This window comes from Nitrosospira multiformis ATCC 25196 (genome assembly GCF_000196355.1).
Lineage (GTDB): Bacteria > Pseudomonadota > Gammaproteobacteria > Burkholderiales > Nitrosomonadaceae > Nitrosospira > Nitrosospira multiformis.
In genome coordinates this window covers 2,746,358-2,766,692 of record NC_007614.1, presented here as the reverse complement: position 1 = coordinate 2,766,692, position 20,335 = coordinate 2,746,358, and the positions used below count along the sequence as shown (strand labels likewise).

The window sequence follows — 20,335 nt, the reverse complement described above, 5'->3', positions numbered from 1 at the left end:
ATGAACCGCTATCCTGCCTGGAAATACCTCTTTATCGCGGTTTCGATACTGCTTGGTCTGCTCTATACCCTCCCGAATTTCTATGGAGAGTCGCCGGCGGTGCAGATTTCGCCCCTGAGGAATGCGGCCAAGGCTGATACCGGGTTGTTGAATCGCGTCGAAGAGGCACTTAAAAAAGCCGATCTCCCTACTACCGGCATGTTTCTGGAGGGGGGCAGCATCAAGGTACGCTTTGCCGATACCGATACGCAGATCAGGGCAAGGGACGCACTGCAGTCGCTGCTGGGCAATGGCTACATGGTGGCACTGAATCTCCTGCCCAATTCTCCCCAGTGGCTGACCAGTATAGGCGCACTGCCGATGTATCTCGGGCTCGATCTCCGCGGTGGCGTCCATTTTCTGCTGGAAGTGGATATGAAAGGCGCCCTCTCCAAAGCCCTTGACCGCTTCAGTTCCGATATCCGCGGCAGCTTGCGGGAGAAAAAAATTCCCTATGCAGGCCTCGACAAGCGCGGCTCGCTGATCATCGTCAAATTCCGCAATGCAGAATCGCGCGCGCAGGCAGAGGCGGAAATCAAAAAGAACTATCCTGACCTGGATTTACGGGAAGAGAATGTCAGCACCGAGTTCCATCTGGCGGCCACGTTGAGGCCGGAGGCACAGAAGCGCATTCAGGACGCCGCCGTACAGCAGAACATCACGACCCTGCGCAATCGTGTCAACGAGCTCGGTGTGGCTGAGCCTATCATTCAGCAGGCCGGAGCAGACCGGGTGGTAGTGCAACTGCCCGGTGTGCAGGATACCGCCAAAGCCAAGGATATTCTGGGGCGCACCGCGACACTCGAAGTCCGCATGGTTGACGAGGAACACGACCTCAGCGCGGCACTGAGAGGGCAGATTCCCTTTGGCTCCGAGCTGTACAGCGAACGCGGAGGCGGGCCATTACTGGTAAAGAAACAGGTAGTGCTGACAGGTGACCGGATCAACGATGCGCAGCCGGGCTTCGACAATAATAACCAGCCCGCGGTGCACCTCAACCTGGACAACAGCGGAGCCCGCATTTTCCAGCAGCTTACCCGCGATAACGTCGGCAAGCGCATGGCCATTCTGCTGATCGAGAAAAACCAGGCCGAAGTGATCACCGCGCCGGTGATCCGGGAAGAAATCGGCGGTGGAAGGGTGCAGATCAGCGGCCGCATGACTTCCGAGGAAGCGCGGGATGTGGCATTGCTGCTACGCGCGGGCGCGCTGGCTGCTCCCATGGATATCGTCGAGGAGCGAACCGTAGGCCCGAGCCTGGGTGCGGAAAACATCGAGAGCGGATTTAACTCCACGCTCTATGGCTTTGCCGCCATCGCCGTCTTCATGACCATCTATTATCTGGTATTCGGCTTCATCTCGGTATTGGCACTCGGGGTCAACCTGCTGCTGCTGGTCGGCCTGCTTTCGATTCTGCAGGCAACGCTCACGCTGCCCGGCATGGCTGCTATTGCGCTTACCCTGGGGATGGCCATTGACGCCAATGTGCTCATCAACGAACGCATACGCGATGAACTGAGAGAGGGCATGGCGCCGCAGGCGGCGATAAACGCTGGCTACGAGCGTGCCTGGGCGACCATTCTCGATTCCAACATCACTACCCTGATTGCGGGTATCGCTTTGTTTGCATTCGGCTCGGGCCCGATAAAGGGATTTGCAGTGGTGCTGTGCCTGGGTATCCTGACTTCTATGTTCAGCGCGGTGATGGTCTCGCGCGGATTCGTCAATCTGGTATACGGCAGCCGCCGCAAACTGGAGCGGGTTTCCATTGGGCAGGTGTGGAAGCCTGTGACCAACAAGCGCTGACAGCGAAAAAAAAGCGTACCTTTGGAGAAAATAAGGGTCATCAATGGAATTTTTCAGGTTCAAGCGCGATATCCCTTTCATGAGCTGGGGGAAATATACGACGGCCATTTCCCTGGTTACTTTTATTGCGGCGGTATTTTTCCTTGTTACCAAGGGGTTGAATCTGGGGGTTGATTTTACCGGCGGAACGGTCATGGAAGTCAGCTACACCCAGCCGGCGGATCTCAACCGCATCCGGGGCACCTTGATCAAGCTCGGAATGGCTGACGCCAGCGTGCAGAATTTCGGCACTTCGCGGGATGTGCTGATACGCTTGCCAGCCAAGGCCGACATGTCGAGCGCAAAGCTTTCCGAGACAGTGATCGCCGCGTTGCATGCGGATGATGAGACGGCGGAGTTGCGCCGGGTAGAGTTTGTAGGCCCTCAAGTGGGCAAGGAATTGGTGGAAAACGGCGCACTGGCCTTGCTGATTGTGTCGCTGGGGATCGTCGCTTATTTGGCAATGCGGTTCGAGTGGAAATTCGGTGTTTCCGGCATCATCGCCAATTTGCATGACGTCGTGATTATCCTGGGATTTTTCGCATTCTTCCAGTGGGAATTTTCACTCACGGTTCTTGCCGCCATACTGGCGATTCTGGGGTATTCGGTAAACGAATCGGTGGTGGTATTCGACCGGATACGCGAGAACTTCCGTAAAATGCGCCGGGCATCGGTGGCGCAAGTCATCGACAATGCCATAACCCGAACCATGTCGCGTACCATCATCACGCATGGCAGCACCCAGATGGTCGTTGTATCGATGCTGCTTTTCGGCGGCGAATCCCTGCATTACTTCGCTCTGGCCCTCACCATCGGCATTCTGTTCGGCATTTATTCCTCTGTGCTGGTCGCAAGCCCCCTTCTCATGCTATTGGGTGTTTCGCGCAAGGATATTGTCAAACCCGAAAAGAAGCCTGAACCGGAAGCGGTACCTTGAACCGGAATCCATAAATCAAACTCAGGCTTTTCCCTCTGGGGGGCCTTTCATATCCATTCAGTCCATTTTGGAAATTATTGCCACCTTTATCGACATCATCCTCCACCTGGATAAACACCTGATCTGGCTGGTGGAGAATTATGGCAGCTGGGTTTATCTCATACTGTTCCTGATAATTTTTTGTGAAACAGGCTTGGTGGTGACTCCATTCCTGCCAGGGGATTCGCTGCTGTTTGTCGCGGGCGCCATCGCAGCTACAGGGGCGATGGAGGTAACCGGACTGGCAGCGCTCCTCATGTTGGCCGCATTCTGCGGAGATAATACGAATTATTGGATCGGGCGCTATTTCGGCCCGAGAATATTCACGCGGACTGATTCGCGCCTATTGAATCGCGCTCATCTGGAAAAAACCGAGGCCTTTTACGCCAGGCATGGTGGAAAGACAATCATCTTTGCGCGTTTTCTGCCTATCATCCGTACCTTTGCGCCCTTTGTCGCAGGCATCGGACAAATGATTTATCCCCGTTTCATGGCTTACAGCGCCTTCGGCAGCATTTTCTGGATCAGTTTCTTCGTGTTCGGGGGGTTCTTCTTTGGCAATGTGCCGATAGTAAAAAATAATCTGACTTTCTTCATTTTCGGCATCATTATCATTTCCGTCCTTCCCGGGGTGATCCAGTTCATGCGGGGGTGGCTCGAAAACCGCGCTGCAGCCCGTTCGCGCTAGAGAGACCGCAAGCGGACAAATCGGAACCCGATTTGCGGATGCTTCAGAAAGGCAGAAGGAATGGAAAGGGTTGTCACATCAATCGGTATTTTTATCGGTCGGGGATGCCTCCCCTTGCGATAAGCCGATAACCTCCCCATCCTTGTCGGACCCTTTCTCCTCAAAACCCGGGCCCATCCATCCCTGCAGATTGGCAAGGGTAATGTCACCTAGGGCGTGTATCCAGTCATCGCGTTCATTCAGGCAGGGAATGTAATGGAACTCGTGTCCCCCGGCCTGGATAAAAATGTTTTTGCCCTCCATGGCGATTTCTTCAAGTGTTTCAAGGCAGTCGGAGACAAAACCGGGGCAGACGACATCGATGCGCCGTGTTCCTTGCCTGCCTAGCTGCTCCAAGGTGTCCGCTGTGTAAGGCCTCAGCCATTCCGCTCTGCCAAAGCGGGACTGAAAGCAGAGTTGATACTGATTTGCGTCCAGTTCCAGCGCCTCCGCCAGTAAGAGGCCCGTTTTCCGGCATTCATCCTGGTACGGGTCTCCTTTGTCCACCGACGCTCGGGGTATGCCATGAAAGCTCATCACGAGTTTATCCGGCCTGCCCGCTCTCGCCCAGTGGTCGCGCACGTTATTCGCGAGCGCGGCGATGTATCCTGGATGATCGTGATAGTGTTTCACTGTGCGCACAGCGGGAATATTTCGCAGCTTCGCCAGTTGCGCGAATATCTCATCGAAGGCTGAAGCAGTACTGCTGGCAGCGTATTGGGGATAGAGCGGCAGTACGAGCAGTCGGTCGCAACCCTGTTCCCGGAAGCGCTCCAGCATTTCAGCTACCGAAGGATTGCCTATGTTCATTGCATATTGCACCACCGGCGCGGAATGAAGGCGTTTTCCCAGGAAATCCTGGAGTAGCCGGGTCTGGCGGGCAGTGTGCACCTTGAGCGGTGAGCCTTCCGGCATCCACACCTGCGCATACTTTTCCGCCGATTTTTTCGGTCGGGTGTTGAGTATGATGCCGTTGAGTATCGGCCACCACAGCCACTGTGGCAATTCTATAACGCGGGGATTACTGAGGAACTGCTTGAGATAAGGCCGTAGCGCCTCTGGAGTGGGCGCATCCGGCGTGCCGAGATTGATCAGCAGGACTCCAGTCCGGCTGGATATGTCCTGATGGAGAGCAGACCCAGGGGAAATCACGGCGGGAGGATTCCGAAGATTCTTAATTAATGCAGGGACAATGCGCTCGACAGCAGCCTTGCCGTCATATCCACGACAGGAATGACACGCTCGTAAGCCATCCGGGTAGGGCCGATGACGGCAACCGTACCGACCATTTTCCCATCCACCCTGTAAGGTGCCGTAACAACGCTGAATTCATCCATGGTGACGACTCCGCATTCTTCCCCGATAAAGATTTGCACACCTTCCGCCTTGCGGCTGAATTCCAGCAACTGCAGCAACGCGGTCTTGCGTTCGAACAAGTCGAACAGCTTTTTCAGGCTTGCCATATTGCTGGATAAATCCTGCACATCCAGAAGCTTGCGCTCACCAGCCACTATTACAGCCTCGCTGTTTTCTCTGATTGCCGCATCGCCCGCATCGATGGCGGCGGTCATCAACGAGGTCATGTCCTGGCGCAACTGCTTGAGTTCACTTTGCAGGCGGGTGCGGATCTCATCAATGGCGCAACCGGCATAATTGTGGTTGATGAAATTCGCCGCTTCCGTCAGTTCAGACTGACTGTAATTCCTGTCGGTGAAAAGCACGCGATTTTGAACGTCTCCTTCCGGGGTGACAATGATGAGCAGAACGCGTTTTTCCGACAGCGACATGAATTCTATATAACGGAATATGGCGCTATTGCGCTTGGGGCTGACTACTACTCCGGCAAAGCGGGTGAGTTCGGCGAGCAATTGCGAGGCGGAGTTGATCAACCGTGAAGGATTATCCGGATGGAGTTGATCCTGCAATTGATGAATCTCGATGACATCCAGAGGTTTGACCACCAGCAGCGTATCCACAAAAAAGCGATAGCCCTGATGAGTAGGTATGCGGCCGGCAGAGGCATGGGGGCTGGCAACCAGGCCCATGTCCTCGAGATCCGCCATTACATTTCGAATCGTGGCCGCGCTGAGGTCCAGCCCGGAAAATTTTGAGAGCGAGCGCGACCCCACCGGCTGGCCTTCGCTTATATAGCGTTCCACCAGGGTCTTAAGCAAAATCTGTGCGCGTTTGTTCAGCATTCGGATATTCTACACCAGGATTTCATTTTAAGCCTTCTGTTCCCGCGAAAAGGAACAGCACCTCATCTTTTGAGCTTCAATCGAGTGAAAAGATTCCATAAGGATTTGCGGCATGAGCAGGATAGAGTCGGCGGGAAGGCCGATCCTTCCATGGGAACCCTTTGTCACCTTCCTGCCGATATGGTTTAATCTCGGCAGGAGAAGAGCCATTTCGCGGCTCGGAGATAGCAGAAGCAGCTAAGGTATTCAATAGAATGAGTTCTTCCTTCCAGACAATAGCACTGATAGGCAAGCACAAGAACCCCGGCATCGTAACACCGTTGTCGAGTTTGGCGCGCTATCTGCAAAGCCGGAACCTGACCGTGCTGCTCGACAACCTCACCGCTGCAAGCATGGATGAGGACAGCTATCCAGCTGTAGCCATGGAGGAGATTGGCAGCCGCGCCGACCTCGCAATCGTCCTGGGCGGGGACGGTACCATGCTCAATATCGCGCGGAAGCTTGCGCCCTTCAATGTGCCGCTGGTCGGCATCAATCAGGGACGCCTCGGCTTTCTTACAGACCTGTCCATTGTTACCATGCAGCAAACGCTTGGTGCCATACTCGAAGGTCGATATATTACGGAACAGCGCATGCTGCTCTACGCGGAGGTGGCGCGCAGCAATGTCACCACCTTCGGTGGTCTGGCGCTGAACGACGTGGCTGTCAACCGGGGAATCGGCGGCAACATGATCGAATTTGAAGTGCGCATCAATGATGAATATGTTTGTTTGCTGCGTTCCGACGGCCTGATTGTTGCCACGCCAACGGGCTCGACGGCGTATGCGTTGTCGGCAGGCGGTCCCATACTCCATCCGAGCCTCGATCTGGTTGCGCTGGTGCCGGTCAGTCCGCATACATTGAGTAATCGTCCGATCGTTGTCGGGCCGGATGCGGCGGTGGAAATCCTGATGCAGCGTACAGCGGTTGCACGTGTTCATTTCGACAGCCATTCTCATTTCGACCTGGAGGAAAACGACAAGGTAATGGTTCGGCGCTCGCCTCATAGGGTAACGTTGCTGCATCCTTCCGACCATAGTTACTACCGCATGTTGCGGGAGAAACTGGGTTGGAGCGGTCTCCCCAGAAATCCGACCTGAACGCTGTGGAGTTTCTATGTTGAAGTTTCTTGGTATTCGCGATTTTGTCATCGTTGATAGGATAGACCTGGAATTTGCTCCCGGTTTTACCGTCCTTACCGGGGAAACCGGCGCCGGCAAATCCATTCTGATTGATGCACTCTCACTCGTGCTGGGGGAGAGGAGCGATGCGAGTGCGGTTCGTAACGGCTGCGAGCGGGCGGAAATCAGCGCGGGATTCGAGGTAGCGGACTTGCCCGAGGTGATTGCCTGGTTGCATGAAAACGGATTCGAAAACACGGAAGAAGAGGGTGTCTGCCTGCTGCGCAGGTTGGTGGACGCAGGTGGGCGCTCGCGCAGTTTCATCAATGGAAACTCCGCTACTTTGCAACAATTGCGGGCGATCGGGGAAAATCTCGTAGACATTCAGGGGCAGCACGTTCATCAGTCCATGTTGCGCAGTGAAGTGCAGCGTGAGTTGCTCGATTCCTATGCCGGAAGCAAGCCGTTGGCGAGGCAAGTGGCGGAAGCGTACCGTCGGTGGCAGACAGCGCGGCAGCAGCGCGAGGCATGGGAGCAGAATGCAGCTGCTTTCGTGCGTGAGCGTGAAGAACTGGAGTGGCAGGTCAATGAGCTTTCGACCCTGAATTTCTCGAATGATGAATGGGAAAGCCTGCAGGCCGAACACAGCCGCTTGTCCAATGCCGCCAGTCTGCTGGCGACGGCGCAGGCAGGGCTCGAAGCGCTGTCCGAGGGTGAATTTGCAGTCCTCTCGCAGATCAACTCGGTGATTTCCCGGTTGCATCAAATGGTGGATTACGACCAGACCCTGAAAGCGGTTCTCGATTTGCTTGAACCGGGTCAGATCCAGTTGCAGGAAGCGGTGTATGAGCTGGGCCGCTACCAGCAGCGGCTGGAACTGGATCCGCAGCGCTTGTCGGAGGTCGAGGAACGGTTGGCGGAGATTCATACCGCAGCACGGAAATATCGGGTGACGCCGGAAGAACTGCCTGAACTGTTGAAAGGCTTTACCGAACGGCTGCAAGCATTGGGGCATAAGGGAGATGGGGAATCCCTGGCAAGGGAAGAAGCCGTTGCGAGCAGTGAATATAGTGAACTTGCAAAAAAATTGACTATCGAGAGGTCAGGCGCTGCCAGTACCTTGAGTCAACAGGTTACGGCCGCAATGCAAACGCTGGCGATGGCCGGGGGTGAATTTTCCGCGGCATTGCTGCCTCTCGAGCAGGGAACGTTACACGGCCTGGAACAGATCGAGTTTCAGGTTGCGGCCCACAAGACCCTGCCATTGCGTCCCCTCGCAAAGGTCGCATCAGGGGGGGAATTATCGCGTATCGGTCTGGCGATCAGCGTGATTACTGCCAAGCTCGGTACGGTTCCCACCTTGATCTTTGACGAGGTGGATGTAGGGATCGGCGGGCGGGTGGCAGAAATCGTCGGCACCCTGCTGAAAAGGCTGGGCCGGGAGCGGCAGGTGTTGTGCATCACCCACTTGGCGCAAGTGGCATCCGCCGGAGATCAGCAATGGCGGGTGAGCAAATCAGCTGATTCTGCAAGTGGAGGAAAAGTGACAAGCCGTATCGTTGCGCTCGACAGACAGGAGCGGGTCGAGGAAATTGCGCGCATGCTCGGGGGGACGAAAATTACAGATACGACTCGTAGCCATGCTGCGGAGATGCTGCTTTCGGCCGGGGAAGCAGACGGTCACTGATCAATCACCGCTGCATCCAACTACATAACAGAACGCCCTTTTTCATTTTGTCCCGTGCCTGAGTAATGTGAGAGTTTGCGGTAGCGATGTGTGGGGGGCGGATAGTGCTGGGACAGGATACCGGCTCATCCTGCCACTACTGTTTTCAGGTTTTGCAGTATGAGGGAACCCAGCTGCGCTGGATTATATGGGCGGGCAATTGATTAAAATCAAAGGTAATACCATCCTTGATCATCCGGTTCACATTGAGCAATTGCCTGATTTCAGGGATATCATTAAAAAACAATATATAAAACGGCTTGAGCAGTGCTTTCGATATTTTCATGCCTATCGGTCCGATAAAATTTCTGCGCTGCCCTACATGCGCTACCTCATCAATGGTAATTTCATCCAGCAGTTCTTTTAGCCGCTGACAAACTTCGGGTTCCTCGACCAATACCTCATCGAACAGTCGGTACAAATGACAATAAAAAGTTACTCCCATCAATTCAGTCACAAAAGCGGGAGGAGCCATCAAAAGTTCCGGGAATTTAGGAAACTGCTCGTAAATCTTTTCCTTGATCGGGTCTAAAGGTACCCATTCCACCCTATCAAGGCCACAGGTGCGCAACATTTCATCAAAAAGCCGTATATGGCAGAACTCTTCCGCCAAATGCACCCGGCTGATTTTATCTTCCACCGTGCATGAAGAGGCCATGGCGGGAACGGCATCCCAGGCAGCCTTTATTCCTACCCATTCATGTCTTGCGAATTTGTAGATACATGTCAACATTAGCGTCGTGCGATCCAGGGATGAAGGATCATCCTGCATCTCGACATAATTACGATAAAACGCCTCAGGATTGGCAAGCGGCTGGCGCAAGGTGACTGGATGATCGCGAAAATGCTTGAGTCTGGCGCGCTTTTTTTCCAGGTCTTTGTCATCCTCGAAGAATTGTCCGCCATGTTGCTGGGTAAATTCCCAATAGTTATCAAAGTTTTCCCGTCTTTGCTGCTTCGTTGCGGGAGAAAAAATGGAGAGGTATTTTGCTGATGCCATAGGCTTCGGGACTCCGGTTAAGGGGCATGAGGATCATGCAGACTGCTTATAACAAAATAAAATGAAGGGAATGTGACTGCGTCGGAATATCCGACAGGGTATTGGAGCGGCGCTCCCTGGGAATCCCAGTATGCCAATCAACACCTGGGAAGCGGAGTGTTTTTTTCGGAAAAAGTGTTCAGCGACTCCTTGGATTACTCGTGCGACTCGGCCAATGCCAGGAACTCGGCACGCTGCGCTGCATTCGTTTTCAGGTCGCCCAGCATGGCCGACGTTACCGTTTCTTCCCCGGCAACGGCAATTCCCCTCGATTCCATGCACATGTGGCGGCAGCGGAGAATGACGCCGACCGCCTTCGGTTGCAGGTGCTCCAGCAGGGATTGTGCCACCTGCTGAGTCAGGCGTTCCTGTACCTGCAGGCGAGCTGCAAAACAGTTAACCAGTCGCGTCAGTTTGGACAACCCGACGATATGACCCGTGGGGAGATACCCGATGGTTGCGTGGCCAAAAAAGGGAGCCAGGTGGTGTTCGCAGTGCGAGTAAACGGGTATCTGTCTCACTACGATCAATTCGTCGTAGCTTTCGCCGCCGTCCGCGAACGTCTTGAGGATCGCTGCCGGATCCTGCTTGTACCCGCGCGTCCAGTGAGCCCACGCGCGTGTCACGCGCTCCGGCGTTTCGCGCAGGCCCTGGCGGCTGGGGTCTTCGCCGAGAGAGCGCAACAGTCGCTGCCAATCGCCGATTCCGAATTCTGAATCATTTGAATCCATGTTCACCACGCCTTTATTCTATCGAGAGGGATATGTATAAGCCACATATCGGTCCCATCTCACTGTCAGCGAACCCCAGCTGAAGTGCGCTGCGAGTGCCGGAAAATCCGGATACAGGGTCGGAATTCACGTCAGAAATCGATACCGAAACGTTGAACCCGCGTTGCAATACGTTTTCATGATATCACAAGGCGAATTGATAACTGTTCAGTATTTTGAATAATGGATATACTTCAGCCCAAGCGGCAGCAGAGCAAAAAACATGAAGATAGCCACCTGGAACGTAAATTCTCTTAAAGTTCGCCTTCCGCAGGTTCTGGAATGGCTGACATTGAATCAGCCGGACGTGTTGTGTCTCCAGGAGACCAAGCTGCAAGATGAGCATTTCCCCGTAAGCGAGATTGCGGCTGCGGGTTATCAGACGATCTATTCCGGCCAGAAAACATACAATGGCGTCGCGCTGCTCAGCAGGCAGCCGGTGAGCGAAGTCTTTACCGGCATGCCGGGCTTCGAGGATCCGCAAAAACGTCTTCTCGGGGGAGTTCATGACGACGTTTGCGTCGTTTGCATTTATGTTCCCAATGGGGAGCATGTTACATCCGAGAAGTATCAGTACAAGTTGAGGTGGCTTGCAGCGTTGCGGGAATGGCTGCGCGAGATGTTGAGCAGGCACCGGAAGCTGGTGGTGCTGGGAGACTTCAATATCGCCCCGGAAGACTGCGATGTGCACGACAGCAAGTTATGGGAAGGAAAAGTCCTGTTCAGCGAGCTGGAGCGCGCGGCCTTTCGTGAAGTGCTCGATCTTGGCTTTATTGACAGCTTTCGTCTGTTCGATCAGCCTGAGAAATCGTTTACCTGGTGGGATTATCGAATGATGGCTTTTCGCCGCAACATGGGCTTGCGGATAGACCACATTCTGCTGAGCCGTGAGCTTGCGGGCATGTGCACGGCTTGTGTCATAGATAAGGCTACCCGCAGACTGGAGAGGCCGTCCGACCATGCGCCCGTGATAGTGGAGCTTGGCGGGAGCGTACAGGAAAAGGAAAGAAGCGCAGGGTCGGAAGCTTCCATTCGCGTCTCGGCAAACGAGCCATGAGAAGCGCCTATTACAGCTCTCCGCGGATCATTCATCTTCGAATGAGAAGGGGAAGGCTGACTGGTAAGGCAGTGTCAGGCAGCTACGCGCGCTAGCGAATCGTACGGGGCTCGATCAGGCCCATGGAAAGGGCACGCGATATGGCTTGCTGGCGATTGACCACCCCCAGTTTCTGGATGGCATTCTGCAGGTGAAAAGTTACTGTCCGCTCCGAAATCTTGACGATGTTGGCGATTTCCCACCCGGTCTTGCCCTCGGCGGCCCATAGCAGACATTCTTGTTCCCTTTCCGTCAGGTTGGCCTTCTTCACAGGTAGCGGGCCTTTACTGAGAACAATGCGCTGCACCGCCTCATGCAGATAGCAGGTTAATAACTGGGCTTTAGCCATTGTCGCGAGAATGTCATTCTGCGCCTCACGCGACTCCCTTGAAGTAGCCAGACTCAACATGGCGGCTTCGCCGCGTCCGCCATGAACCGAAAAACTCGCTCCGCTGACCAGCCCACAATCCTTGGCCTCGTTTCTTACGCGCGTCTCCCTGCGTCCCTTGAAAATCTCTTTCTTCCATATGATCGGAATGGACGTTCTGGCGCAATGCGAAACCGTAGGATCGAAATTGGCATAACCTTCCTTGTCGTAATGTTTACGCCATTCCTCCGGATAACAACTGAGGATGAAGCGATAAGGACGGGTGAGAGAAGTGTTCACCTGAACACCATACAGAAAATGCTCGAATCCCATTGCGCGGGCAATGGTTGTGGTAGCGCTGTGCAATTCCTCCACCGAATCGCAATTCAGCAATGATTCGAATAAGGTCAAGTTATCCATGATTTCCCTCTCATAATACGCCGCATTATGGACCGAGATATTGTATGTGAACCCTTTACCAATCGTTCCCGCTGATTCCCGCTCCTGGCATTCCCGCTACCGGAAATGTCAACGCTTCCATCCGCCATTATTCCCGCTCTTTCTCGCTTGATGGCAAATGGAACCGGGGCCGGAGGAAATGCTTCCCCATAGCGTAAATCATCTTAACGTATCCTGACTCGACAATAATAGTAATAGTATAAGGTGAGTCTCGTTTCCGAACTATGACAACTATCTATGCTGAACGCTTGCGCGTTGAATCCCCGCCAGCAGGGCGAGAATTCTTTCAGGAACTTTCAGGAGTATTGTGGCAGAAAATCGGTATTTTATTTTACAGGCAGGTGGAGACATTATGTGTAATATCGGCTTTTTCGAAAGGAGGAAAAGACGGCAAAAAGAGGCGCATTTCGGAGCATTCCCCTGTCACTTTCCATAAATCAGGATAGGCTTGGGCCTGCGCCAGAATTTCCGCGAATCGCTTCGTGTCGCAGTGAAGCTTTTGCTGCTGCTTTCATCTGGCGCCGTGAACGTTATTTCATCGAAGTGTCCGCGCCTGAACATCCTCCATAGGGGGTCAAACCAGCGTCGCTCCATTTCTTTGATGCTTTCGCGCCAGCCGTACGCGTCCCGATATTGGGCTCTTCCCTGTAATTCATCCAGCACCACCAGATGCCTGCCGGTCCTGGCAGAGGTCTCCCACATCGTTGCGTCGACGGGAAGCGGAGCGTGATCGATATTACATGCCGAGGCCAGCGAAACTGCCAGAACGTCGTTGCTCCAGACATTCGTATAGGGCGAAACAAGGGATTCAGGCAGCGTCCCCCCTCCCCAGAACCAGACGCTGTTGATCGCAAGCTCTCCACGCGCCTCGCGCATCTGATTCAGAGGATGTTCGTGCAGCAACATCTGAATTTCATTGGTCAGACTGCGCCAGAAGGTGTTGTTCGCACCGAAGGGCAGCTTGTTCCGGATATCCCGGTTTACAACTTCACTAAGTAAATGGGTATGGGGCAAGGGCGGTTCCAGCAGGCGGAGATACCAGCGGTCCGGTCTTAGGGGGGAGAAGCTTATCCCCTGATTTCCGGCAAAATGGCGGTTCAGCAGGTCGGTGAACTGCTTGGCTTCTTCCGATGAAATGCGAAAAACATGGCTGTCGGCCAAAAGGATATGGTCGCGCTCAAGGCGTAAATGTACCGGGTCGGCACGGAGCCAGCGATTGTTTTCCGTTGTTGCCGCCTCTCCGTCCTCTGCGCGATCGGTTTGCAGGGTAATGGGCGCAACCGGCCAATCCTGCTGCTTCGCGGCGCCGAAAGCGCGGCAAAGCCACGCCTCTATCCCCTCCGATTTATCTTTCGTGACGGAACATTTTGCCAGCAGATTCTCCAGGCCGGGCAGGGGTAGATCACGGTAGATTTCAGGAAGCGCCGGGTCTGGCCAGAAGAGCGCCGGTACCAGCAAGTGCAGATTCATTATTCAGGCATTCAGGGCAACTTAGGCGGATAATATCAAACGTGTGGAAAGCGTGGCAGAAATAGAACCGAAACAGCCCAGAAACGGCAAATGGAAAGGCGAGAAAAAGACGCGGCGGTATCCGACCGAGATAGGGAGGAAAGGCGAAATCAAGGAGTTCCACGTTCGACCGGAACGCCTAGCCGCCCGCAATCATCATTCGATCAATGAGCAATGAACCGCATTGCTTGGAACCACGCACGATGACATCATTCCCCGCAGCGGAAATGCCAGGCAACATGTCTTTCAGATTTCCGGCAATCGTTATTTCTTCAACCGGATAACGGATTTCTCCGTCTTCGACCCAGTATCCCGCCGCCCCCCTGGAGTAATCACCGGTGACATTGTTTACGCCGTGGCCGAGCAACTCGGTCACGAGCACGCCTTTACCCATTTTCCTGAGCAGTTCGGCAAAAGTCAGGCCGGCGCCATTGTCCAGGACCAGGTTATGATTGCCACCGGCATTTCCGGTTGTGACAAGCCCTAGTTTGCGGGCGGAGTAACTGCCGAGAAAGTAGCCTTGTACCACCCCATTTTCCACGATGTTACGGTCCCGGGTCGCTACCCCTTCATTATCGAAAGGCCCGCTGCCCAGGCCTTTTTTCAGATGCGGCCGTTCGCGTATCTGGATGCCCGGCGCAAATATCTGCTTGCCGATACTGTCGAGGAGAAATGAGGATTTGCGGTAAAGACTGCCTCCGCTCACTGCCCCGACGAAATGCCCGATCAGGCTGGAGGCAATGGGCGCCTCGAACAGAACGGGAACTTCGCAGGTAGCGATTTTTCTCGCACCCAGACGCCCGACACTCCGTGTTCCGGCTTTCTTCCCCACCGCAGCGGCATGCTCCAGGTCGGAAGCATCGCGCGCCACGCTGTACCAGTAGTCACGCTGCATGCTGTCCTCGTGGCTAGCAATCATCGCACAGCTGATACTGTGGCGGGAGGAAGGATAGCCTCCCATGAATCCCAGACTGTTTGCATAGACAAACTGCGATTCGCCCAGCGAGACACTGGCTCCTTCGGAATTGGTAATGCGCTTATCGACTGCAAATGCGGCTGCTTCGCAGGCTTGCGCCAATTCTATTGCCTGCTCCACCGGCAAGTCCCAGGGAAAATATAATTCGAGATCGGGAAATTCGCGTGCCAGCAAGTCGGGATCCGCCAGACCTGCGCAGTCATCGGCGGCGGTATGGCGGGCAATCGAAAGCGCCGCCGTAACCGTATCGCTTATCGCCTGTGGCGAAAAATCCGAAGTGCTGGCATGCCCGCGCTTTTGCCCCACATAAACTGTTACTGACAATCCCTTGTCGCGGTTGTACTCTATCGTTTCCACCTGCCCCCGCCGCACCGTGACATTCTGGCCAAAACCATCTGAAACATCGGTTTCGCAGGCGCTTGCGCCCCCTTTGCGCGCGTGATTCAGGACATCCTGCGCGATTTGCTGAAGCACTGAAAACGAATAGGAAAAACGTTGTGAAGGCAGGGCGTTATCATTCATAGGCGTGACTTCAGGGAATTCAGGGATTGTAGGATTATATTGAGTAGCTGTCCGGCACTGCAACTTGCCCACAGGACCGGGGAGCAGCCCGCGAGGAGTCAGAGGGTGTGTCAGTGACGTATGATAGCAGTTTATTAAGTTTATTAATTTGGGAAGCGTCTTGGAAGAGAATCTGGCAGATAATTCCGAACGGGAAGCGCGGCCGAGCAAGACCAAACGCAAGAAAGAAATGCACGCGCTCCAGAATATAGGAGAGTCGCTCGTTCGACTGGATTCAAGGCGTCTGATCGAACTCGGCCTCCCGGACACCTTGATGGAGGCGGTACTGGAAGCAAAGCGCATGAGCAAGCATGGCGCTTTGCGCCGGCAAATGCAGCTTATCGGCAAACTGATGCGTGATGTCGATGCAGAACCTATTCGAAAGAAACTCGATCTATGGGGAAATTCAAGCGCTGAAAGTACAGCGCGCCTGCATCAGTTGGAACGCTGGCGCGAGCGCTTGATGGCGGATCAGCAGATGCAAGCCCTCAGCGAACTGGGGCAGAAATACCCCGATGCAGATCTGCAGCGGTTGCGCGCACTCGCGCGCAATGCTGTTAAGGAGAAGCTCGCGAATAAGCCCCCAAAAAGCTTTCGCGCATTATTTCAGGAATTGCAGAAGATCATTCCTGCTGCTACAGGCGAAAGACCTGGCGAGGGAATCGACTGACCGCAGGTACACCTTTCGAGGAGGTGCGACAGATATTTTGGAACCAGAGCCTAAAACTTGATCCCCGTACCCACCAGCCGGGCTGAGGTTATCTTGTAAGCAAACTCCGCCGGTTCAAGGCTGTCCCGCTCGTGTCCCGCTACTTCGGCCTGAGGGTACATGAAAAATGGCAGTTCACCCAGGACGCTGTCTCGCGCCAGCCTGATATCCCTGCCGTGGTTGAATGCCACCCAGTTCATTTCCCATGAACCAAAAAGTTTTTCACGTAGCTCGATCACTCGTGGGTGCTCAATGGGAAGTTCTTCATCCAGTGCCAGTTGCCGCACATCCGCGGGATCAACAGGGACCCAGCCAAGGCCGGTCAGGTAAAATTCAGGGCGGCAGTGCTGGGCAGTGGTGATATCGTCGGCTTGGCCAAGCGTTTTATGCGCCGCAGACTCGTCAATGCGGATTCCATAGTTGTCCCTGGCCGGAATGCCCGCCGCGCGCGCCAGTCCTACAAACAATGCGTTCAGATCGGCGCATTTACCGCCAAGATGACCGGTTTCCAGCATGGCTTTGATATTACCCCGTCCACAGCCGCGCGTGGACGGGTCGCGATAGGAATTTTCGACTACCCAATCATATATCGCGCGCGCTTTCTGCAGCTGCGATTGGGCTTTGGCCTCCTTGGTAATGGATAGCGCAGTTTTGCGGACGATGCCATCCAACGGGATAAATTTGGTGGGCTGCAGATAACGTTTCACATCCGCGGGAAGGGTGCTCGAATTACCCTCCCTGTAGCGCTCCAGGTTGACAGCGCGGTCCGATGTTTTGATCACGCTGCTCACCGTTACGCTGCGGGGGCCGCTACGGTTCCATTCAGCGTAAAACATGGGTGAGGTTGTTCCAGGAACGTTCTCGAATCTGGCCGTGCTTGCGGTCCCGCTCCAGACACTTCCCTGGGAAAACTGGTGGGGAGAATCCTCCGTATCCGGCAGCGGTAGCCACAAACGTGCTTTTTTTCCATCCCCCGGAAGATCGATGTTATAAGTTACACGATAAGTGTAGCGTCGCGGCGGAATAACCGGTTGACCAGACTGCTGGCCGAATACTGAGGGCGCCACGGGAAATAATGCGGCGCTTACCCCCGCCAGTTTGATAAAATCCCTGCGTTTCATAGTACTCTCCCTCCCATGACCTTACACATCAGAATCGAAAAGTACGAATCTAATCCCGTGTTTCATTCAAGTCAACGGGTCGATCTTCATTTTCTCTTATGATCTCCGGTTCCCCCGATCTGCTTCCTTCCATCGAGCTGGAAACGGCCGCTCATCCCACCCGTACGATCATCTGGATGCATGGCCTGGGGGCCGATGGCAGTGATTTCGTACCTGTTGTGGATGAGCTTGCGCTTCCTTCCATCCCGGCCGTCCGCTTCGTGTTTCCCCATGCCCCCACGAGACCCGTCAGCATCAACCGGGGAATGGTCATGCGCGCCTGGTATGACTACGATATTGTCGATGGCGCGAAACTTCAGGAAAATATGGCAACTCTGCGAGAATCGGAGCGGGCCGTCGAAGCCTTGGTGAACCATGAAACGCAGCGAGGGGTCAAGCCGGAGAATATCGTTCTGGCAGGCTTCTCTCAGGGGGGTGCCCTGGCGCTGTTCGCCGGTTTGCGTTATCCGGAAAAACTGGCGGGAATCATGGCGCTTTCATGTTATCTGCCAGCGCCGCAGACCCTTGCGGAAGAGGCACACTCTGCCAATTTCGGCATACCAATCTTCATGGCGCACGGGGTGGGCGACAACGTCATCCCTATAACCCTGGCTGCTGCATCGCGCCAACAATTGCTCGGAACGGGCTATCCGGTGGAATGGCGCGAGTACGGAATGGCACATACCGTCTGCAGGGAAGAGATACACGATATCCGCAACTGGCTGCAGCGCGTGCTGGCCTGAGTGGATTGCTTTTCATGATCCATCCAGTACAGCAAGTGCAATTGCAGGCCACGTCTTCTGGCTTTATCCTCCGGATGCTTCGACGACCAGGTACCACGCCCTCACAAAATTTCAACACATCCCTGAAACATTCTTCACACAGTCTTACTCTATACTGAGTAGTGTGGGGCATCTGCAAGTATTTTAATCGTGATTGGAGGAAGTGCCATGCATGCGTCTATCCAACAACAGGACGCCGAAAAGCTCCCGGGCCAAATGCCGGGATCGGCAAATCAAGAAAGCACAGTGGCGCAACGGATTGCACATATCGATGATGATCCGGATATTCGGGATACCGTCAGGCGTATTCTGGAAGCAAGCGGGTATGCAGTCGAAAGTTATCAGACCATGAATGATTTCATGGTGTCGTTATGGAATTCACCCAATCCGCCCGCTCTGGCAATTCTCGACGTGATGGTTGAAACAATGGATATAGGTCTGGAAGCCTATGTGGAAATACGCAAACGTTTCCCCGGGCTTCACCTGATATTCATGACTTCGCTCGGTGAGGAAATTCGACCTTATTTCACTGGTCTCTCTGATGAATGGATTCTGATCATGGAAAAACCGGTCGAGCCCGTCAGTTTCTTATCGATCATTCATAACCGGCTGGAGAATAAGGAACCCTGAAGCAGAATTTCCGGAGACTTTAACCATGGCGGTTGTCGAGTTTTCCTGGAATCTGTCCGACAGAAATCGCTTCGCGCTTCCCGGAGTGGGGACAAACGGCGCGAAGCTCAGCGATGAAGTATTAATCAATAATGCCCGATGGTTTATTATCTTTCGATGGGGTGTTATCGGGGTTCTTCTGCTTTTTCAGGTATTCGCGCTCATTGCCTCGGATGAGCTTACGAAAATCGGCATTACTCACCAGCAAGGATGGCCGCTTGCGGTAACGTTGGTATTATTCATTGCAAACGTCATTTACATTCAAGCTCTGGATTTTCAGCGGCAAACAAAATATAACTCGCCCGCTATAAATATCTGGGCCCAGATCATTGTCGATCTTCTGTGTCTGTCGGTAGTAGTGCATTTTATCGGCAGCATCGCGACGCCCGCTCCCTTCTTTTATGTGCTGCATATTGCGCTGGCGTGCATCTTTTTCTCGACCCTGGAAAGCCTGGTGGTGACTGTCGTGGTATGCGTCATGTACGCCACTGTTCTGCTGGATGAGCATCCGCTTCTTTTTATGGCACCGCAAGCGCTGGCAATCGATCCTGGCATATCTGTTCTGAGTCCGCTCAAGATCAATATTTTCCTGTGGATGTTTACGCTCGATGTGCTCTTTATCACTGTCTGGTATGTCGTCTCAAGGCTGGCGATTGTAGTGCGCATTCATGAGCACAACCTTGTCGATGCCTACGAGGAAATCAGGCGGGCGCAAGTGGAGAAAGATCGGTACGCCGTGCTGATGACTCATCAACTCAAAGCCCCGCTCGATGCTATCCGCAGCAAGATAAGCCTCATAAAAGGAGAATATTGCGGGGAGGTATCGCCCGAAATAAGAGAAGTGATATCGAAGATCGATTATCGCGCTTCCGGCATGGCGAGCCTCATTCTGGATGTCCTCAAGCTGGAACGGTTGAAAGCCGCCGCACGTGACAACAACGCAAGAGAGCAGATCAGCATTGGAATAGTAATCCGCAAATGCATCGATAAGTTAAAACCGATCGCCAGTTCCCGCCATATCGACGTAAAAGTATCGCTCCAGGACTTCGCCGTTGAAGGTATTCCCAATCAGCTTGAAATACTGCTTGAAAATGTCATTTCAAACGCCATCGCTTATTCGTATGACAACTCAACGGTAGAAATTGTAGCTGCCGTTGAAGGCGCAGGTTCCTACGGTACCGTAACCGTTATCGATCATGGGATAGGGATCGGCGAAAAAGATCTGCCGCATATTTTCGATGAATACTTTTACACTCCGCGAGCGGCACTGCATAACAGGACTTCAAGCGGGATAGGCTTATCGATCGTCAAGACAGTGGCCGAAAACAACAAACTACAGATCAGGATTTCCAGCGAACAGAATGTCGGGACAACTTTTTCCGTTATTTTCCCCACGATAACATCGGTATCCATTCCTAAAACGGAGGCACGCTCGGAAGCCTCAAGTTCGCATCTTGCAAACTCACAAAGCCGCCCACTCGACTCCCAGAAAGACGGAAACGAACTCGCTTCCACTCATTGAAACATGTCCTCTCCCATTTGGCGGAGAGAGGACAGGGAGAGGGAA

18 protein-coding genes are annotated in these 20,335 nt (G+C 53.9%); 10 read left to right on the top strand and 8 right to left on the bottom strand.

Features of this window, described 5'->3' with window-relative positions; all coding sequences use genetic code 11:
- From secD to NMUL_RS12645, 3 genes are all read left to right on the top strand, one after another.
- Positions 1–1,845 (top strand): protein translocase subunit SecD, encoded by a 1,845-nt coding sequence (gene secD / locus NMUL_RS12655; protein WP_011381717.1) that lies wholly within the window; start codon positions 1–3, stop codon positions 1,843–1,845.
- A 43-nt stretch (positions 1,846–1,888) separates the two neighbouring features.
- Complete coding sequence (gene secF, locus NMUL_RS12650; RefSeq protein ID WP_011381716.1) at positions 1,889–2,821, top strand: protein translocase subunit SecF; 933 nt, start codon at positions 1,889–1,891, stop codon at positions 2,819–2,821.
- Positions 2,822–2,888: 67 nt separating this feature from the next.
- Positions 2,889–3,548 (top strand): DedA family protein, encoded by a 660-nt coding sequence (locus NMUL_RS12645; protein ID WP_041353282.1) that lies wholly within the window; start codon positions 2,889–2,891, stop codon positions 3,546–3,548.
- A 78-nt stretch (positions 3,549–3,626) separates the two neighbouring features.
- Here NMUL_RS12645 and hemH read toward each other — a convergent pair whose 3' ends face one another.
- Both hemH and hrcA read right to left on the bottom strand, forming a co-directional pair.
- Positions 3,627–4,739: a ferrochelatase gene (gene hemH, locus NMUL_RS12640; RefSeq protein WP_011381714.1), complete on the bottom strand. Its 1,113-nt coding sequence runs from the start codon at positions 4,737–4,739 to the stop codon at positions 3,627–3,629.
- A gap of 26 nt (positions 4,740–4,765) precedes the next feature.
- Positions 4,766–5,785, bottom strand: a complete 1,020-nt coding sequence (gene hrcA / locus NMUL_RS12635; RefSeq protein ID WP_011381713.1) for a heat-inducible transcriptional repressor HrcA — start codon at positions 5,783–5,785, stop codon at positions 4,766–4,768.
- A gap of 254 nt (positions 5,786–6,039) precedes the next feature.
- Between hrcA and NMUL_RS12630 the strand changes: the two genes are divergently transcribed.
- Both NMUL_RS12630 and recN read left to right on the top strand, forming a co-directional pair.
- Positions 6,040–6,924 (top strand): NAD kinase, encoded by an 885-nt coding sequence (locus tag NMUL_RS12630; RefSeq protein WP_011381712.1) that lies wholly within the window; start codon positions 6,040–6,042, stop codon positions 6,922–6,924.
- Positions 6,925–6,940: 16 nt separating this feature from the next.
- The gene (gene recN, locus NMUL_RS12625) at positions 6,941–8,632 is read left to right on the top strand and encodes a DNA repair protein RecN (RefSeq protein ID WP_011381711.1); all 1,692 of its coding nucleotides are present in this window, start codon (positions 6,941–6,943) and stop codon (positions 8,630–8,632) included.
- Positions 8,633–8,777: 145 nt separating this feature from the next.
- Here recN and NMUL_RS12620 read toward each other — a convergent pair whose 3' ends face one another.
- Together NMUL_RS12620 and folE are read right to left on the bottom strand one after the other, a co-directional pair.
- A complete protein-coding gene (locus NMUL_RS12620) occupies positions 8,778–9,671 on the bottom strand; it encodes a hypothetical protein (RefSeq protein ID WP_011381710.1) in 894 nt (297 codons plus the stop codon).
- A 194-nt stretch (positions 9,672–9,865) separates the two neighbouring features.
- The gene (folE, locus tag NMUL_RS12615; RefSeq protein ID WP_011381709.1) at positions 9,866–10,441 is read right to left on the bottom strand and encodes a GTP cyclohydrolase I FolE; all 576 of its coding nucleotides are present in this window, start codon (positions 10,439–10,441) and stop codon (positions 9,866–9,868) included.
- A gap of 262 nt (positions 10,442–10,703) precedes the next feature.
- On the opposite strand from folE, the gene xth reads away from it, so the two are divergent.
- Positions 10,704–11,537 (top strand): exodeoxyribonuclease III, encoded by an 834-nt coding sequence (gene xth, locus NMUL_RS12610; RefSeq protein WP_011381708.1) that lies wholly within the window; start codon positions 10,704–10,706, stop codon positions 11,535–11,537.
- A gap of 91 nt (positions 11,538–11,628) precedes the next feature.
- Here xth and NMUL_RS12605 read toward each other — a convergent pair whose 3' ends face one another.
- From NMUL_RS12605 to pmbA, 3 genes are all read right to left on the bottom strand, one after another.
- On the bottom strand, positions 11,629–12,363 hold the full coding sequence (locus NMUL_RS12605; protein WP_011381707.1) for a LuxR family transcriptional regulator: 735 nt from the start codon (positions 12,361–12,363) through the stop codon (positions 11,629–11,631).
- Positions 12,364–12,825: 462 nt separating this feature from the next.
- Entirely contained in the window at positions 12,826–13,872 is a 1,047-nt protein-coding gene (locus tag NMUL_RS12600; RefSeq protein WP_011381706.1) for a phosphoglycerate mutase, read from the bottom strand.
- A gap of 178 nt (positions 13,873–14,050) precedes the next feature.
- On the bottom strand, positions 14,051–15,409 hold the full coding sequence (gene pmbA, locus NMUL_RS12595; RefSeq protein ID WP_011381705.1) for a metalloprotease PmbA: 1,359 nt from the start codon (positions 15,407–15,409) through the stop codon (positions 14,051–14,053).
- A 160-nt stretch (positions 15,410–15,569) separates the two neighbouring features.
- Here pmbA and yjgA point away from each other — a divergent pair, with 160 nt between their 5' ends.
- On the top strand, positions 15,570–16,118 hold the full coding sequence (yjgA, locus tag NMUL_RS12590; RefSeq protein ID WP_011381704.1) for a ribosome biogenesis factor YjgA: 549 nt from the start codon (positions 15,570–15,572) through the stop codon (positions 16,116–16,118).
- A gap of 50 nt (positions 16,119–16,168) precedes the next feature.
- Here the strand turns inward: yjgA and NMUL_RS12585 are convergent, their stop codons facing one another.
- Complete coding sequence (locus NMUL_RS12585) at positions 16,169–17,278, bottom strand: transglutaminase-like domain-containing protein (protein WP_011381703.1); 1,110 nt, start codon at positions 17,276–17,278, stop codon at positions 16,169–16,171.
- A gap of 98 nt (positions 17,279–17,376) precedes the next feature.
- Here NMUL_RS12585 and NMUL_RS12580 point away from each other — a divergent pair, with 98 nt between their 5' ends.
- The 3 genes from NMUL_RS12580 (at position 17,377) to NMUL_RS12570 (ending at position 20,290) form a co-directional block, all read left to right on the top strand.
- Positions 17,377–18,060 (top strand): alpha/beta hydrolase, encoded by a 684-nt coding sequence (locus tag NMUL_RS12580; RefSeq protein WP_011381702.1) that lies wholly within the window; start codon positions 17,377–17,379, stop codon positions 18,058–18,060.
- A 207-nt stretch (positions 18,061–18,267) separates the two neighbouring features.
- On the top strand, positions 18,268–18,729 hold the full coding sequence (locus tag NMUL_RS12575) for a response regulator transcription factor (RefSeq protein WP_011381701.1): 462 nt from the start codon (positions 18,268–18,270) through the stop codon (positions 18,727–18,729).
- A 25-nt stretch (positions 18,730–18,754) separates the two neighbouring features.
- The gene (locus NMUL_RS12570; RefSeq protein WP_011381700.1) at positions 18,755–20,290 is read left to right on the top strand and encodes a sensor histidine kinase; all 1,536 of its coding nucleotides are present in this window, start codon (positions 18,755–18,757) and stop codon (positions 20,288–20,290) included.
- Positions 20,291–20,335 lie beyond the last annotated feature (45 nt).